Raw genomic sequence first — 14,161 nt, forward strand, 5'->3', positions numbered from 1 at the left:
CAACGGTCAGCCCACGTGTACCCACGGCCGCTTCGTGACATCCGGTTCGGCTTCGCGCAGGATCTCGCGCGTCACGATGATCCCGATGGGCCCGGTCAGGTTCTCCGCCATAAACTCCAGGGCCTGGGTGTCCAGCCGGACGTGCGTGGCGTGCAGTTCGAACGATCGAAGCACCCTCGATAGCAGCGAGATGCTTAAGCCGAGGGTCCGCTTACGCTGCTGAAGCCGGCGGGTCGAGAGCGTCACAGCCACGGCCGCCGAGGTCATCAGCACCAGGACGCCGGTGGCGTACGCTCCGCCCCGGGCATCGACGTCGGCCTCAAACAGCCAGGTGATCAGGAACCCGATCAGCGTGAAGACGAGCACGAGCGCCGGACTGCCTTCGCCCATGAAGGCGCCATGCCGTACCGCGGAAGGTGCCGGGGGACAAAGTTCAGCAGGCCGGCCATCGCGGACGCGCCGGCGAACCACAGGATGGCGATGGTGCTCAGGTCGTACACCGTCCCGAAGCCCGCCCCGAGGTATTCGTGCGCCAGGAACGCCAGCGCCCGCCCGTTCGCTTGCCCGCCCGGCAGGAACTCGTGCGCGGGATCAGGACCACCGTGGTGAAGCTGCTGGTGACCAGGAAGGAACTCATAATCACGGCTGCGGTGGTCAGCATCCGCCGGGTCCCCTGGATCCGCCCGGCCGGGTTCTCCTCTGTATCGCCCGCGCCGCCGCGGACCTGCGGCATCACGGCCACGCCGGTTTCAAAGCCGGACAGCCCCAGCGCCAGCTTGGGGAAGACCAGCAGGGCGATGGCCACCGCCATCAGCGGATTCCCGTGCGAGGTGTTCAGGGTCTGCCACCACTCACCGACGGCGACCGGATGGGCGGCTGCTTCCACCAGCGACCTGGAGATGACCACCACGTTGAGCCCCAGGTACAGGACCGCCAGCACAACGGCGGCGCCGATGGCCTCCTTGAACCCACGCAGGAAGACCGCAGCGAGCAAGGCTAGCAGGAACAGCGTCACCGTCACCTCCTGGCCATGCAGGACGTCCGGGGCAAACGGGTTCTCGATCAGGTGTGCCGTGGCATCGGCGGCGGACAGCGTCATGGTGATCATGAAGTCCGTCGCCGCAAACCCCAGCAGCACCAGCACCAGGAGTTTGCCCCGCCACTTGGGGAGCAGCCGCTTCAACATGGCAATGGAACCCTCGCCGCGGTGGCTCTCGCCGGCAACCCGGCGGTACACCGGGAGTGCGTCCAGCAGCGTGACGGCCACCAAGACCAACGTGGCAGGGGTGAGATGGCGCCGGCCGCGAGCGCGGCGATGGCCGGCTGATAGCCGAGCGTGGAGAAGTAGTCCACGCCGGTCAGGCACATCACCTGCCACCAGCGGTGCTTCTTCCCCTGGTCGGCGAGCCCGCCCGGCCCCTGATGGGTGCCCTTCGCGTCCTCCAGCCCGAACATCAGCCAACTGCCCAGGGCCGCCTTCCGTGTCGCACGGAGGGCCGAGGGATCGGCTGGCGGTCTGCTCAGGTGGTCATGCGGGCCTTTCAGTCCGCGGCACGGCGCCGCGGGCACAGCCGAATCTAGTACTGGCAGAACGCCTAGAAACGGGATTCCGGCGGTCTTGATGCATCCTTACGCCCGTATGACCCAAGCCACGGCCCCCGGGGAAAGGACGCACGGGAGGACGGGATCCGGGTGGGAGAATGGCCGCATGGCAAGGGAACGGATAGTCATTGGCCTCAACGGCAGCGACGACGCAGAGCTGCTCATCCGACGCGCCGCCAGAATCCTGGAAAGGAGCGACGGCGGCGTGCTGGTCGCCGTCCACGTCCGCACCGCCGAGGACGCCCCGGGTGAGTCGCCGCAGGCAATGGAGGCCCAGCGCCGGCTGGTCGTTGACCTCGGCGGCAGCTACCACACCGTCTCCGCGGCCGATCCCTCCCGGGCGCTGCTGGACTACGCCCGCAAGTCCGGCGCCACGCACATCGTGGTTGGCCAGTCGCGCCGCAGGCCCATCAAGGGACTGCTGTCAGGGTTGCTCGCCGGCGGCACCGTGGAGACCCGCGTGGTCCGCGGTGCAGGGGACATTGATGTCCAGGTGGTTCCCCGCCCCGACGCCCCGAAAGCCCCGCCGCGCAGGCGGCCCGACCTTGGCCGGGCCAGGGTGGGTGTTGGCTTCGCGCTCGCAGCTGCGCTTCCGGTCCTGCTGCAGCTGCTGCTGGCAGCCTTCGACCACAGTGTTGCCACCGCCGTCCTCATCCAGCTGGCCGGCGCGGTCGCGGTGGCGCTGGTGGGCGGGCTGTGGCCTGCCGTCGTCGGCGCGCTATGGAGCAGCGTGCTGGTGAACTTCTTCTCCACGCCGCCGCTGGGGGACCTGGCCATCAGCGATCCACAGGACTTCCTGTCCCTGAGCGTTTTTGTGGGCGTGTCTGTGGCGGTCGCCGGAGTGGTGGACACATCCGCGCGCAGGTCCAAGGAAGCTGCCCGCGCGCAGGCGGAGGCGGCTACGCTGGGCGACCTCGCGCTGGGCGCCTCCCGTTCGGAGGACACCCTGGAGGGGATCCTGGCGGAGGCGCTGGACGTTTTTGGCGCCGAGGGTGCCGGGGTGTTCAGCAGCCGGGAGGGCTCGACGGCGGGCGAGGACCCGACGTCGGGCCTGTCAGGAGCCACCCCGGACGGCCGGGTCTGGTGGCTGGTAGCTGGGGCGGGGGAGGCCACCGGGTGGGAGCATGGCGTCACCGGCCTGCCGGGCAGCACTGCAGAGCCGGTCGACGACGACACCCGGCTGGTGCTGTTCGGCCGCCGGGAGGTGCCGGCAGCGGAAAGCCGGTTGCTGGGTGCGTTTGCGGTCCATGTGAAAGCCCAGCTGGAACGCCGCCAGCTGGCCGTCAGCCGGCGGGAGGTGCTGCGGCTGGCCGAAGGGAACACCATGCGCACGGCGATCCTGCGGGCCGTGTCCCATGACCTGCGGACGCCCTTGGCCGGGATCAAGCTCGCCGCCGGTGGCCTGCTGCAGCGGACCGTCACCTATACCCCGGCCGAGGAACGAGAGCTCCTGGAAACCATTGATGAGTGCACGGACCGGTTGGACCAGCTGGTGGGAAACCTCCTGGACATGTCCAGGATCACCGCCGATTCCGTCCGGCCGCTGCTCGGACCTGTGCGGTGGAGCGAGGTTGTTGCCCCTGCCCTGCGCGGGCTCCCGGACGGTACGGTCCGGGTTGAGCTGCCCGCCAACATGCCCACAGTCGAAGCCGATCCGGTGCTGCTGGAGCGCATTATCGCCAACATTGTGGAAAACGCCGTTAAATACGCGCCAGGTTCGGGGATCACCATCACCGGCGCTTCCGACGGCATGGGCGCCGCCACGCTGGATGGCTATCCGTCCGGCGAACTACGGATCATCGATCACGGCGCCGGTGTGCCCGCGGGGAAGGTGCTTGAGATGTTCCAGCCGTTCCAGCGGCTCCACGACCGGCCCCAGGCCACCGGCGTGGGACTGGGCCTGGCCGTCGCTGACGGGTTCGTCAAGGCCATGGGCGGCACGCTGACTGCACAGGAAACTCCCAGCGGCGGACTGACCATGGTGATCAGGCTGGCCCTTTCCACGGGCTCGCCGGGCGCGCGCCACGCGGCCGGCCAGCCGCGGCAGGAGGCCACATGAACACGGACCAGACGGCTTCATCCGTCACGCAGGGCGTCCACCGCACGAGTGTCCTCGTGGTCGATGACGATCCCCACCTGCTGAAGGCACTTCGGATCACGCTCCAGGCCCACGGATACGCCGTGGACACGGCGTCCGACGGCGGCACCGCCTTACGTGCCGCATCCCACCGTCCGCCGGACGTGATGATCCTGGACCTCGGACTGCCGGACCTGGACGGAGCGGAAGTCCTGCGGGAACTCCGTCGGTGGAGCGACCTGCCGGTGCTTGTGCTATCCGCACGCCACGGTTCATCGGACAAAGTGGACGCCCTGGACGCAGGCGCGGACGATTACATCACCAAACCGTTCGGACTGGACGAGCTATTGGCCCGCCTGCGTGCGCTGCTCCGCCGCGTTCCGGAACCCGCATCGGTACCCACTGTGGCCGCATCCTCCTTCACCGTGGACTTGGCCCAACGGCAGGTCACCAGGGACGGGGACGTTGTCCGGCTGACGCCGACCGAATGGAACATCCTGGAACTGCTGGTCCGGAACCCTGCCCGGGTAGTGACCCAGCAGCAACTGCTGCTGGACGTCTGGGGACCGGCCTACCAGACGGAAGCCAACTACCTGCGCGTGTACATAGCCCAGTTGCGGCGGAAGCTGGAGACCGACCCCGGGAAGCCCCGCCACCTGCTGACCGAACCTGGCGTGGGGTACCGATTTATGCCCTGAAACCTGACGGGAATTCAGGGTGCCGTGAACCCTATGAACCCGGCTGGAAGTGCGGCAGGATGTTGACTGTTCCGAATCCGTTTCAGTTCCGCACCACAAGGAGAACCGGCCATGCCAACAACGCTCAACCCATACCTTGGCTTCCGCGAAAACGCCCGGGAGGCCATGACCTTCTACCACTCCGTGTTCGGCGGCGACCTGGCCCTCAGCACTTTCGGGGAGTTCCACGCCAGCGACGACCCGGCGGAAGCCGACAAGATTATGCACGGCATGCTCACGGCCAGCAACGGCTTGGTCCTAATGGGGGCGGACACGCCGAACGGCATGGACCTTGCGACCGGCAGCTCAATTTCGGTTTCGCTCAGCGGCGACGACGAAGCTGAACTGCGCGGCTATTGGGACAAGCTGTCCGCCGACGGCGGCACTGTCACCGTTCCGCTGGAACCGGCGCCGTGGGGCGACATCTTCGGTATGTGCACGGACCGGTTCGGGACTGCCTGGCTCGTCAACGTCAACAACCCCCAGGCGGCTCCCGCGTCATAGCCGCCACTCCTCAACCCGACCTCGCCCGACGGCGAAAAGCTCATTTCCCGGTAAGCATCAAGAACGGCTGCCAGACGTAGGCTGTGTGGATGAAACAGCAGACCGAGGTCGTACTCGTTCACGGATTGTGGCATCAGCCGGCGCATTTTGACCGGCTGGCAGACGCCCTGCGCGGGCACGGAGTCGCTGTCCATGTTCCTCGCTTGCACCGCGGTTCCCTCGCTGCAGATACTGCAGCCGTGCAGGAGGCGGTGGATGGATGCCATGTGCCGCCGGTTGCTCTGGGCCATTCCTACGGCGGATCTGTCATCACCGGCCTTGAAGGGGTCAGGCACCTCATATACGTTGCAGCATTCGTGCCGGCAGCCGGTGAAAGTGGTGCACGGCTGGGAGGCGCCGCCGCACTGGTCAACGAAATCGTGCGGCACAACGCGGACGGGACGACCAGCATTAAGCCGGAACGGGCTCATGAGTTCTTGTATGCCGATTGCATCGAGGCCGACAGTAACTGGGCAACGGCGCTGCTCGTGCCGCAACAGCCCGGGCATGGCCGTGGGGTACCGGGCCGTGTCGCCTGGCAGAGCATCGAGAGCACCTACGTCAGCTGCGGGCAGGACAAGGCACTCAGCCCCGCCCTCCAGGAACGCATGGCCTGCCGGTGCTCCAATGTGGTCAGTCTTGATTCGAGTCATTCACCCTTCATCAGCCGGCCTGGGCAGCTAGCTGAACAGATCTTAGGGATCTAGGCTAAGCGCGAGAGCCGACGGCCTATTGTCCGGCTTCCTCGGGTTGGCTGACACGGCCTAAGGGGAATGCACTATGAGTCAGTCGATTCTGATCTCGCTGATCATCCGGTCCAGGGCCCCTTGGGTGCTCGTGAGGTTTGCGATTGTGTCGGAGATCCGGTGTCGTTCCTCGAGCAAGCGGCTCCGCAGCTTTGGCGTCCTCACACCGGGATCACTCATGCACGGCAGTAGATCAACCATTGTCGCGCTGCACAATCCGGCGGCGAAGAGCTCCTGAATGAGCCCAACGCGGGCAGGCGCGTCCAAGCCGTAGACCCGTTGCCCTGACCCCGTGCGGTCCGCGCTCAGAAGACCCTGTTCTTCGTAGTACCGCAGTGAGCGGACGCTCACCCCTGTCGCGGCCGAAAGTTCTCCGATGCGCATCTATGCCTTGCCTCTCACATTGGTGTCAGGTCCTAGGGTACGAGCATGACCACAGAGAAGAGAACCAAAGCCCCCGTGCGCCAGCTGCGCCTCATCGTCGAAGCCGAAGACTACGAGGCTGCCGTGACGTTCTACCGCGATGTACTCGGGCTCACCGAACAAGCGGCGTTGGAAGGTGACGGTGATGCCAGAGTCACCATCCTCGAAGCAGGCCGCGCCACGCTGGAGCTCTCCAACCCGGCGCAGATCCGAATGATCGACGACGTCGAAGCCGACGGCAAGCGGAGTGCAAAGATCCGGGTCGCCTTCGAAGTAGATGACTCAGCCTCGGCGACCACGGACCTGATCGCCGCCACGCCACCCTCATCGCCGAGCCACGCGAAACGCCATGGAAGTCATTGAACTCCAGGCTGACCGGACCCCATGGGATGCAGATCACGCTGTTCCAGGAACTGGAAGAGATTCGGACGCGCAGCACCCGCCCAGGTTTCAAACGACCCTGAGCAGTTTCGGCGGGTCATGACGCCCGGGGCAACACAGCGTCACCATCAGGAAAGAAGACAAGACAACGGATTAGGGGCCGGGGCATCCCGCGCCGCTGCCTCACCCCTATCAAGAGGAGAATTTCAGTGATTCCCGCAACAACGGCTGACCGTGATGCTTCCGGCCGGCGAGGTCATTCCGAGGATCATCATTTCGGCTACGCGATACATGAGCTTTGCGTATCCATAGCCGAAGGTGACCGACTGCTGGAGGCAGAGGAGGGGACTTCCATCTACTGCGTTGGGGGTCGCGGCCGGGCCTCTTTCCCTGGAGGTAACGCCCGGTACGCCCTCGAGCCTGGGACCGTCTTCGCCGTCACCGCACCCGGGTGTCGGATCGTCATCCACGCCGTTGAAGACCTCACGATGCTAAGGGTGGATCATTCTCGCCAGTGCTTAGGGGAAGTTGATGGCCGGGCGGACAGTGTCGTTTTTTGAAGTCGTCCGCACAACTTCGACTGGCGCTATCGGTGCGGGTTTGCCAGGACGAAAAGCTCACACGCTTCGTTGTAGTAGGCGGAGGTCAGGTCTTCGTGCGTCATGCCGATGCGGGCACAGACTTTCTGCGACGCGGCGTTGGCTGGTGCGGTGACCGCAATAACTCTCTCCAGGCCCGCGTCGAAGGCATACTCCAAGACGGCGGACGCCGCTTCGGAAGCGTAGCCGTTACCCCAAGCATCAGGATGAAGGTGCCAGCCTATTTCAGTGTCCGAGGAGGGCTGAAGCGGGATAGCCGGGCCGGATGCGGGGATGAATTTCAAGAGAAGAGTGCCCACGAGTCTCCTCGTCTCCCGCGTTTCAATTGCCCAGACGCCGTTAACAGGATGATCCATGGCCCGCCAGATGTTTATGCGGTCTTCAGCTTCAGATCGACCCTCCATAACACGAGGAGCCGTTGCCCCGCCGATAAAGCGCTGCACCTCCCAGCGAGAGTACAGGTCGAAAACAAAGTCAGCATCCGATACCTCCCAGCGACGAAGGGTCAACCGGTCGGACGTGAGTTTTTTCATTTTTCAATACTCACATACCGCCTACTCTCGACGTCCCATCTTGCCCGCACCAAAAGACATGGCCCTCGGGCCTGAGCCTGTCCCAGTTCCTAGGAACTCGAAGACGCTGCGGTGTTTCAGGACGGACTGCAACACCGTTCGCGCCGGCCGTACCGCCCGCGTCCAGCGCACCGCCCGGGTCTGGGGCGAATCCTGGCACGTCTCAGGACTGGCACGGACGCTCCGGAACCTGCTGTTCAAGAGCCGCAAGGACGGAGGCTTCCAGCAACGACTGGCTCTACGGCCAGGACCAGCCCGGAAGCCCCGCCCGCCCTGAATCCGCCCTGGCGAAGACGCTCTCTGCCAAGGCGAGTCTCTTGTCCGGGCGTTCTTGAGGAGGGGCTGCATGCAATGCAACGATTGATGTGTGCAACCCCTCATTCATTTTTAAGGACCGGTCCGGGTCTGCCGGCGTAACGGAGAGCGGCCTTGCGGAACGTCACCCTGTACCTGGACGTAGACGGCGTGGTGTGCCCGTTCGGAGCGACGGGCAAGACGCCGTGGGGTTCCGGCTGGAGCCTCGCAAACGCCGGCATGCTCGAAGTGGACTACGCGCGTGAGCTCGTTGACGGGCTGAACCAACTTTCACGCGTGCCGGGGGTCAGGTGTGTGTGGCTCACCAGCTGGGAGGACATGGCTCCCCAATACCTGTGCCCCGCCATCGGCCTGGCGGGGGGCCTCTGGCCCTGCCTGACAGCGGAGGGTGGCCGAACAGGGGAGACCTGGTGGAAGCTCGCCGCCCTCCAGGAGGACCTGGCGGCCAGCACCCCGGACGGCGTCGTGTGGATCGACGACCAACTTCGGTATGAACAGGAAGCACTGGCCTGGGCCCCATTCCTGGGCCCCCGCATCCTCACAGTGTCGCCCGATCCCCGCCGGGGAATCTCTCCCGCCGAACTGGCCGCCGTCAACACGTTTGTCGCGAAGCAGCTGTTTTGACCTCATGCCTTGGACGCGTACGATCGATAAGGTTTCAAGCCGGTTCTGTTAACGCCACAGGTCATTTCACGTGAACTGCAGGTGAATTATGCTTTGCAGGGCAGGCGGGGTAAGGGAACTGCTGAACGTCGTCTCTGCAGATTGGGCAACAGGTGGATATCACCTTTATGGTGGCGCTGGTCATCGGACTGGCACTATTTTTCGACTTCACTAACGGCTTCCATGACACCGCCAATGCGATGGCTACGCCCATCGCCACCGGTGCCATCAAACCGAAGACCGCTGTGACGCTCGCCGCAATCCTGAACCTGGTCGGCGCCTTCCTCTCAACGGAGGTAGCCAAAACAGTCTCCGGCGGCATCATCAGGGAAGGCTCCGCCGGTGTCCAGATCACCCCGGACATTATTTTCGCGGGCCTCATGGGTGCCATCCTCTGGAACATGATCACCTGGCTCAAAGGCCTGCCGTCCAGCTCATCCCACGCCCTCTTCGGCGGGCTGATCGGCGCAGCCATCGCAGGCATCGGTTTTAACTCCGTGAATTTGGAAACCCTGCTCCAGAAGGTCATCCTGCCCGCGATCTTCGCCCCGCTCATCGCCGGCCTTGTGGCTTACCTCTGCACCCGGCTCGCGTATGCACTGACATCTCGGCACGATCCTGACACAGGCAGCAAGCTGACGCAGAAGCGCGGCGGGTTCCGCACCGGCCAGATCTTCACATCCAGCCTCGTGGCGCTTGCCCACGGAACCAACGACGCCCAGAAGACCATGGGCATCATCACCCTGGTGTTGATTTCCGCCGGCACCCAGGCCCCGGGCTCGGGCCCGCAGTTCTGGGTCATCACGGCGTGCGCCGTGGCCATCGCCGTCGGCACCTACGCAGGTGGCTGGCGCATCATCCGGACCATGGGCTCCGGGCTCACCGAGGTCAAGCCCGCCCAGGGATTCGCAGCCGAGACCAGCACCGCCTCAGCCATCCTTGCGTCCTCCCACCTCGGGTTCGCGCTCTCCACCACGCAAGTGGCATCCGGTTCCGTCATCGGGTCCGGCATGGGCCGTAAAGGCACCACGGTGCGCTGGAACATGGTGGGCAAGATCGCCCTGGGCTGGCTGTTTACGCTTCCCGCCGCCGGCATTGTGGGCGCGCTGACCGCGCTGCTCGTGAAGACTGGCGTGGTGGGTGTGGTGATTGCCGCCGTCGCCGGCACCGCCGCGGTGCTCTTTATGTTCTTCTACTCCCGCAAGTCGTCGGTGGGCCACCACAATGCCGTGGAAGTCGAAGAAGCGGGCCAGACCGTCCGCTTCGCCAAGAAGAAAGCCCTCGTCCGGGCCCGCGCCAAGGCGAACCAGCAGAAGGATGCTCAGCGATGAAGTGGTTGGAACTCTTGACTGTGGCCGGCACCACCCTGGTGTCCGCGGTAACGGTTGTGGTCCTGTATTCGCTGGGCGTGCGGCTGACGGCCATCGCCGGCGACGCCGAGCAGGCCTCACCCCGCGCCAAGCGCTACTTCGCCTACACCTGCTTTGCCCTCTGCGGTGTGGCTGTGCTGTTCGGGCTGTACCTGATCATTCCTTACTTCAGCAAGTAGCCTTCAGCCCGTCCACGAGGCAGGGCTACTCTGGTTCCATGTCCAGGATCCAGTATTTTGTCGCGGCCTCCATCGACGGGTTCATTGCCACCACGAAGGATGACCTCGCCTGGCTTCTCGAGTTCGACGGATTCGAGGGCGGCAAGGAAAGCTACGAAACCTTCATGGCCGGCGTCGGCTGCATCGTGATGGGCGGCGAGACGTACGCCTGGCTGATGCAGCACGAACCCGGCAACTGGCCGTACCCTTCCACGCCCTGTTATGTGTTCACCCGGCACGAGCACGTTGCGCCGTCCGGCACGGACATCACGTTCGTCCGGGGTCCCGTGCAGGAGTTCATCCAGGACTTCAAGGACCACGCCGGCGGGATGAACGTCTGGGTGGTGGGTGGCGGCAACCTCGCTGCGCAATTCGCCGACGCCGGACTGCTGGACGAACTCATCCTGTCGGTCATCCCCGTGGTCCTGGGCGAGGGTAAGCGGCTGCTCCCGTTGGAAGGCCCGACGACGCCACTTGAGTTGACGGCGTCCCGCACCTTGGGGCGGGGGATCGTGGAGTTGCGCTACACCCTCACATCCCCGGATCCGGCCCGCTAGGGATCGGAACTGCCTGCGGCGTTCAGCCCTCCGCCGGCTCGTTGTCCCGCAGCATGTTGGTGATGCGTGCGGTGGAGAGGCGCCGGCCTTTTTCGTCGGTCATCACGATTTCATGCGTTGTTAGGGTCCGGCCCAGATGGATCGCGGTGCAGGTACCTGTCACGGTGCCGGCGGCGATCGCACGGTGGTGTGTCGCGCTCACTTCGATGCCCAGGGCGTGCCTGCCGGCGCCGGCGTGCATCCCGGCGGCGAAGGATCCCAGCGTTTCGGCCAGGACCACATGGGCGCCGCCGTGCAGGATGCCCGCCACCTGGGTGTTTCCTTCCACCGGCATGGTAGCCACCGTTCGTTCCGGGCTCATCTCCAGGAAGTGGATCCCCATCTTCACCACCAGGGTGCCGATGCCCAGGCGGCCGAGCCAGTCGTGGAGGTGCGCCGGGACGCCTGCTGTGACCAATTCCTCAGTGAAGGGCCCGGGCGTGAAATTGTCCATCATGGGAACTAGGCTGGCACCTGTGAGTGAAACTACCAAACCGGCCCCCTTCCCGACCGAAACTACTGCGCTTGACGCTGCTGATGCCTTACAGGACATCAGCGTCCTGCCGGTCGGAGGCCAGGTTTCCGCTACGGTAGCCCCCGTGGTTCCCACCACCGGCCAGCCGCGGCTTCTGGTGCTTGACGGCCACTCGATGGCGTTCCGCGCCTTCTTCGCCCTGCCGGCGGACAAATTCTCCACCGCCAACGGACAGCACACCAATGCCATCCACGGCTTCACCTCCATGCTCATCAACCTGATCAAGGAACAGAAGCCCACCCACATTTGCGTCGCCTTCGACGTCTCGGATGAGACCACGCACCGCAAAGCGGAGTACAGCGAGTACAAGGGTGGACGCAACGAAACTCCCCGTGAGATGAGCGGCCAGATCGACCTCATCGACAAGGTCATGGGCGCCTGGGGTATCAAGACCATCAAGCTGCCCGGCTATGAGGCCGATGACATCCTGGCAACCCTCGCCGCCATGGGGGAAAAGGCAGGCTTCGAGGTATTGCTCGTCTCGGGCGACCGTGACGCCTTCCAGCTGATTACGGACAACGTTTTTGTGCTGTACCCCAGGAAGGGCGTCAGTGACATCCCCCGGATGGACGCGGCCGCCATCCAGGAAAAGTATTTTGTTTCGCCCGCCCAGTATTCGGATCTTGCCGCATTGGTGGGGGAGACCGCGGACAACCTCCCGGGCGTTCCGGGCGTCGGCCCGAAGACTGCGGCAAAATGGATCAACCTTTACGACGGTCTCGAGGGGGTCCTCGAACACCTTGATGCAATCGGTGGAAAAGTAGGGGACTCCCTGCGCGCCAACGTCGAGGACGTCAAACGCAACCGACGGCTGAACAGGCTCCATACGGACCTCGAACTCCCGCTCACGCTGGACGATCTCGCGGAACCGCGGCCGGACGAGGCTGCCCTGGAGGCGCTGTTCGACGAACTCGAATTCAAGACCATCCGTACCCGCCTCTTTGCCCTGTACGGCAGCGAGGAACTGGAATCTGCGGAGCGCGAAAGCATCGCCACGCCGGACTTCGTGACTCCCGCCGGGGCAGCCGATCTGGTCGCCTTCCTGACGGCGGGCGCTGGCAAGCCGTCGGCAGTCGCCGTCGACCTGGTGCCCGGGCGGATCGGCGAAGACGCCGCCGCACTGGCCATTGTCCGTGACGACGCCGCCGTCTATATCGATCTCAGTGCACAGGACGCCGCCGCCGAAAACGCCCTCGCGGACTGGCTGCGCGATGAAAACTCGCCGAAGGTCATGCACGGCTACAAGGCTGCGTTGAAGGCCCTGTCTATCCGTGGCCTGGGACTGGAAGGCGTGGTGGATGACACCTCAATTTCCGGCTACCTCATCCAGCCGGACCGCCGTACCTATGAACTCGCGGAGCTGGCCCAGCACCACCTCAACGTCAGTTTCTCGTCGGAGACCTCCAAGGCGGGCCAGCTGGAGCTGGCGTTCGACGGCGACGACGCCGCCGCTGCCGGTGCCCTAGTTCAGGTGGCGGCTGTGGTCCAGGCCCTGAGCCGGCAATTCGAATCAGAACTCACCGAACGCAAGGCGGGAGACCTGCTGACCACCCTTGAGCTGCCCGTCAGCCGGGTGCTGGCCGATATGGAAACCGCCGGCATCGCCATCGACCTGCCGCGCATGGACGACCAGCTCGCTGACCTGTCCAAGGTGATCGACAACGCCCAGGAACTGGCCTTCGCCGCGATCGGCCACGAGGTCAACCTCGGATCGCCCAAACAGCTGCAGACCGTGCTCTTTGACGAACTCGAGCTGCCGAAAACGAAGAAGATCAAGTCCGGCTACACCACCGATGCCGCGTCGCTGAAGAACCTGTTGGAAAAGACCGGGCATGAATTCCTGGTCCAGTTGATGGCGCACCGGGAGTCCTCGAAGCTGCGGCAGATGCTGGAATCGCTGAAGAAGTCCGTGACGGAAGACGGCCGGATCCACACCACCTATGCGCAGAATGTGGCAGCGACGGGACGCATCTCCTCGAACAACCCGAACCTGCAGAACATCCCCATCCGCAGCGAGGAAGGCCGGCGCGTCCGCGGCATCTTTGTGGTCAGTGACGGCTACGAGTGCCTGCTGTCCGCGGACTATTCGCAGATCGAAATGCGGATCATGGCGCACCTTTCGGGGGACGCGGGCCTGATCCAGGCTTACAAGGACGGCGAAGACCTCCACCGGTTTGTGGGCTCGAACATCTTCCACGTGCCCACCGAAGAAGTCACCAGTGCCATGCGCTCCAAGGTCAAGGCCATGTCCTACGGCCTCGCCTATGGCCTGACCTCGTTCGGCCTGTCCAAGCAGCTGGAAATCTCCGTGGACGAGGCCCGCACCCTGATGAAGGACTACTTCGACCGGTTTGGCGCTGTCCGCGACTACCTTCGCGGCGTGGTGGATCAGGCCCGGGTGGACGGCTATACGGCCACCATCGAGGGGCGTCGCCGCTACCTTCCGGACCTCACCAGCACGGACCGGCAGCTGCGCGAAAACGCGGAGCGCATCGCACTGAACTCACCCATCCAAGGATCGGCCGCGGACATCATCAAACGCGCCATGCTGGGCGTGCATGCTGAACTGGCGGCCCAGGGCCTGAAGTCGCGCATGCTCCTACAGGTCCACGACGAACTGGTGCTTGAAGTCGCAAACGGCGAGCGGGAAGCGGTGGAGCAGCTCGTCACCGAGCAGATGGGCTCTGCCGCGGACCTCAGCGTCCCGCTGGATGTCCAGATCGGCGTGGGCCCCAGCTGGTACGATGCCGGCCACTAGGAAGGGCTGCTGGGAACGGAGGGGCG

The 14,161-nt window shown here is 64.8% G+C and carries 13 protein-coding genes and 1 pseudogene; 10 read left to right on the forward strand and 4 right to left on the reverse strand.

Annotated elements, in window-relative coordinates; all coding sequences use genetic code 11:
• Nucleotides 1-75: 75 nt before the first annotated feature.
• Nucleotides 76-1,368: pseudogene (locus tag ACZYZ4_RS02620) on the reverse strand (amino acid transporter); the annotation flags it as partial.
• Between the two features lie 340 nt (nucleotides 1,369-1,708).
• Between ACZYZ4_RS02620 and ACZYZ4_RS02625 the strand changes: the two are divergent.
• From ACZYZ4_RS02625 to ACZYZ4_RS02640, 4 genes are all read left to right on the forward strand, one after another.
• Nucleotides 1,709-3,661, forward strand: coding sequence for a DUF4118 domain-containing protein (locus ACZYZ4_RS02625; protein WP_463857939.1), 1,953 nt, complete (start codon nucleotides 1,709-1,711; stop codon nucleotides 3,659-3,661).
• Nucleotides 3,658-4,377, forward strand: coding sequence for a response regulator (locus tag ACZYZ4_RS02630; protein ID WP_463857941.1), 720 nt, complete (start codon nucleotides 3,658-3,660; stop codon nucleotides 4,375-4,377). Before ACZYZ4_RS02625 ends, ACZYZ4_RS02630 begins: the two co-directional genes overlap by 4 nt.
• A gap of 111 nt (nucleotides 4,378-4,488) precedes the next feature.
• A complete protein-coding gene (locus tag ACZYZ4_RS02635; protein WP_463857943.1) occupies nucleotides 4,489-4,920 on the forward strand; it encodes a VOC family protein in 432 nt (143 codons plus the stop codon).
• An 89-nt stretch (nucleotides 4,921-5,009) separates the two neighbouring features.
• Nucleotides 5,010-5,666 (forward strand): alpha/beta hydrolase, encoded by a 657-nt coding sequence (locus ACZYZ4_RS02640; RefSeq protein WP_463857945.1) that lies wholly within the window; start codon nucleotides 5,010-5,012, stop codon nucleotides 5,664-5,666.
• A 78-nt stretch (nucleotides 5,667-5,744) separates the two neighbouring features.
• Here ACZYZ4_RS02640 and ACZYZ4_RS02645 read toward each other — a convergent pair whose 3' ends face one another.
• Nucleotides 5,745-6,089: a MerR family transcriptional regulator gene (locus ACZYZ4_RS02645; protein WP_463857947.1), complete on the reverse strand. Its 345-nt coding sequence runs from the start codon at nucleotides 6,087-6,089 to the stop codon at nucleotides 5,745-5,747.
• A gap of 45 nt (nucleotides 6,090-6,134) precedes the next feature.
• Between ACZYZ4_RS02645 and ACZYZ4_RS02650 the strand changes: the two genes are divergently transcribed.
• Complete coding sequence (locus tag ACZYZ4_RS02650; protein ID WP_463857949.1) at nucleotides 6,135-6,491, forward strand: VOC family protein; 357 nt, start codon at nucleotides 6,135-6,137, stop codon at nucleotides 6,489-6,491.
• 604 nt (nucleotides 6,492-7,095) lie between these two features.
• Here the strand turns inward: ACZYZ4_RS02650 and ACZYZ4_RS02655 are convergent.
• Nucleotides 7,096-7,641, reverse strand: coding sequence for a GNAT family N-acetyltransferase (locus ACZYZ4_RS02655; protein WP_463857951.1), 546 nt, complete (start codon nucleotides 7,639-7,641; stop codon nucleotides 7,096-7,098).
• 468 nt (nucleotides 7,642-8,109) lie between these two features.
• Here ACZYZ4_RS02655 and ACZYZ4_RS02660 point away from each other — a divergent pair, with 468 nt between their 5' ends.
• The 4 genes from ACZYZ4_RS02660 (at nucleotide 8,110) to ACZYZ4_RS02675 (ending at nucleotide 10,803) form a co-directional block, all read left to right on the forward strand.
• Entirely contained in the window at nucleotides 8,110-8,619 is a 510-nt protein-coding gene (locus ACZYZ4_RS02660) for an HAD domain-containing protein (RefSeq protein WP_463857953.1), read from the forward strand.
• A gap of 152 nt (nucleotides 8,620-8,771) precedes the next feature.
• Complete coding sequence (locus ACZYZ4_RS02665) at nucleotides 8,772-9,989, forward strand: inorganic phosphate transporter (RefSeq protein WP_463857955.1); 1,218 nt, start codon at nucleotides 8,772-8,774, stop codon at nucleotides 9,987-9,989.
• Entirely contained in the window at nucleotides 9,986-10,207 is a 222-nt protein-coding gene (locus ACZYZ4_RS02670; protein ID WP_463857957.1) for a hypothetical protein, read from the forward strand. The genes ACZYZ4_RS02665 and ACZYZ4_RS02670 overlap by 4 nt, the downstream gene beginning before the upstream one ends.
• A 38-nt stretch (nucleotides 10,208-10,245) precedes the next feature.
• The gene (locus tag ACZYZ4_RS02675; RefSeq protein ID WP_463857959.1) at nucleotides 10,246-10,803 is read left to right on the forward strand and encodes a dihydrofolate reductase family protein; all 558 of its coding nucleotides are present in this window, start codon (nucleotides 10,246-10,248) and stop codon (nucleotides 10,801-10,803) included.
• Between the two features lie 22 nt (nucleotides 10,804-10,825).
• Here the strand turns inward: ACZYZ4_RS02675 and ACZYZ4_RS02680 are convergent, their stop codons facing one another.
• Entirely contained in the window at nucleotides 10,826-11,299 is a 474-nt protein-coding gene (locus ACZYZ4_RS02680; protein ID WP_463857961.1) for a hotdog fold thioesterase, read from the reverse strand.
• A 193-nt stretch (nucleotides 11,300-11,492) separates the two neighbouring features.
• On the opposite strand from ACZYZ4_RS02680, the gene polA reads away from it, so the two are divergent.
• Nucleotides 11,493-14,135 carry a DNA polymerase I gene (gene polA, locus ACZYZ4_RS02685; protein ID WP_463858609.1) on the forward strand — a complete coding sequence of 881 codons (2,643 nt, stop codon included), beginning with the start codon at nucleotides 11,493-11,495 and terminating at the stop codon, nucleotides 14,133-14,135.
• The last annotated feature ends 26 nt before the right edge of the window (nucleotides 14,136-14,161 follow it).

The sequence above is a fragment of the Pseudarthrobacter adonitolis genome, assembly GCF_055412845.1.

What these genes read in the sequence shown, in the direction of transcription:
- ACZYZ4_RS02640 (WP_463857945.1), top strand. Translation starts at nt 5,010, where the DNA reads ATGAAACAGCAGACCGAGGTCGTACTCGTTCACGGATTGTGGCATCAG.
- ACZYZ4_RS02630 (WP_463857941.1), top strand. Translation starts at nt 3,658, where the DNA reads ATGAACACGGACCAGACGGCTTCATCCGTCACGCAGGGCGTCCACCGC.
- ACZYZ4_RS02675 (WP_463857959.1), top strand. Translation starts at nt 10,246, where the DNA reads ATGTCCAGGATCCAGTATTTTGTCGCGGCCTCCATCGACGGGTTCATT.
- ACZYZ4_RS02670 (WP_463857957.1), top strand. Translation starts at nt 9,986, where the DNA reads ATGAAGTGGTTGGAACTCTTGACTGTGGCCGGCACCACCCTGGTGTCC.
- ACZYZ4_RS02635 (WP_463857943.1), top strand. Translation starts at nt 4,489, where the DNA reads ATGCCAACAACGCTCAACCCATACCTTGGCTTCCGCGAAAACGCCCGG.
- ACZYZ4_RS02655 (WP_463857951.1), bottom strand. Translation starts at nt 7,641, where the DNA reads ATGAAAAAACTCACGTCCGACCGGTTGACCCTTCGTCGCTGGGAGGTA.
- ACZYZ4_RS02625 (WP_463857939.1), top strand. Translation starts at nt 1,709, where the DNA reads ATGGCAAGGGAACGGATAGTCATTGGCCTCAACGGCAGCGACGACGCA.
- ACZYZ4_RS02650 (WP_463857949.1), top strand. Translation starts at nt 6,135, where the DNA reads ATGACCACAGAGAAGAGAACCAAAGCCCCCGTGCGCCAGCTGCGCCTC.
- ACZYZ4_RS02645 (WP_463857947.1), bottom strand. Translation starts at nt 6,089, where the DNA reads ATGCGCATCGGAGAACTTTCGGCCGCGACAGGGGTGAGCGTCCGCTCA.
- polA (WP_463858609.1), top strand. Translation starts at nt 11,493, where the DNA reads ATGGCGTTCCGCGCCTTCTTCGCCCTGCCGGCGGACAAATTCTCCACC.
- ACZYZ4_RS02680 (WP_463857961.1), bottom strand. Translation starts at nt 11,299, where the DNA reads ATGATGGACAATTTCACGCCCGGGCCCTTCACTGAGGAATTGGTCACA.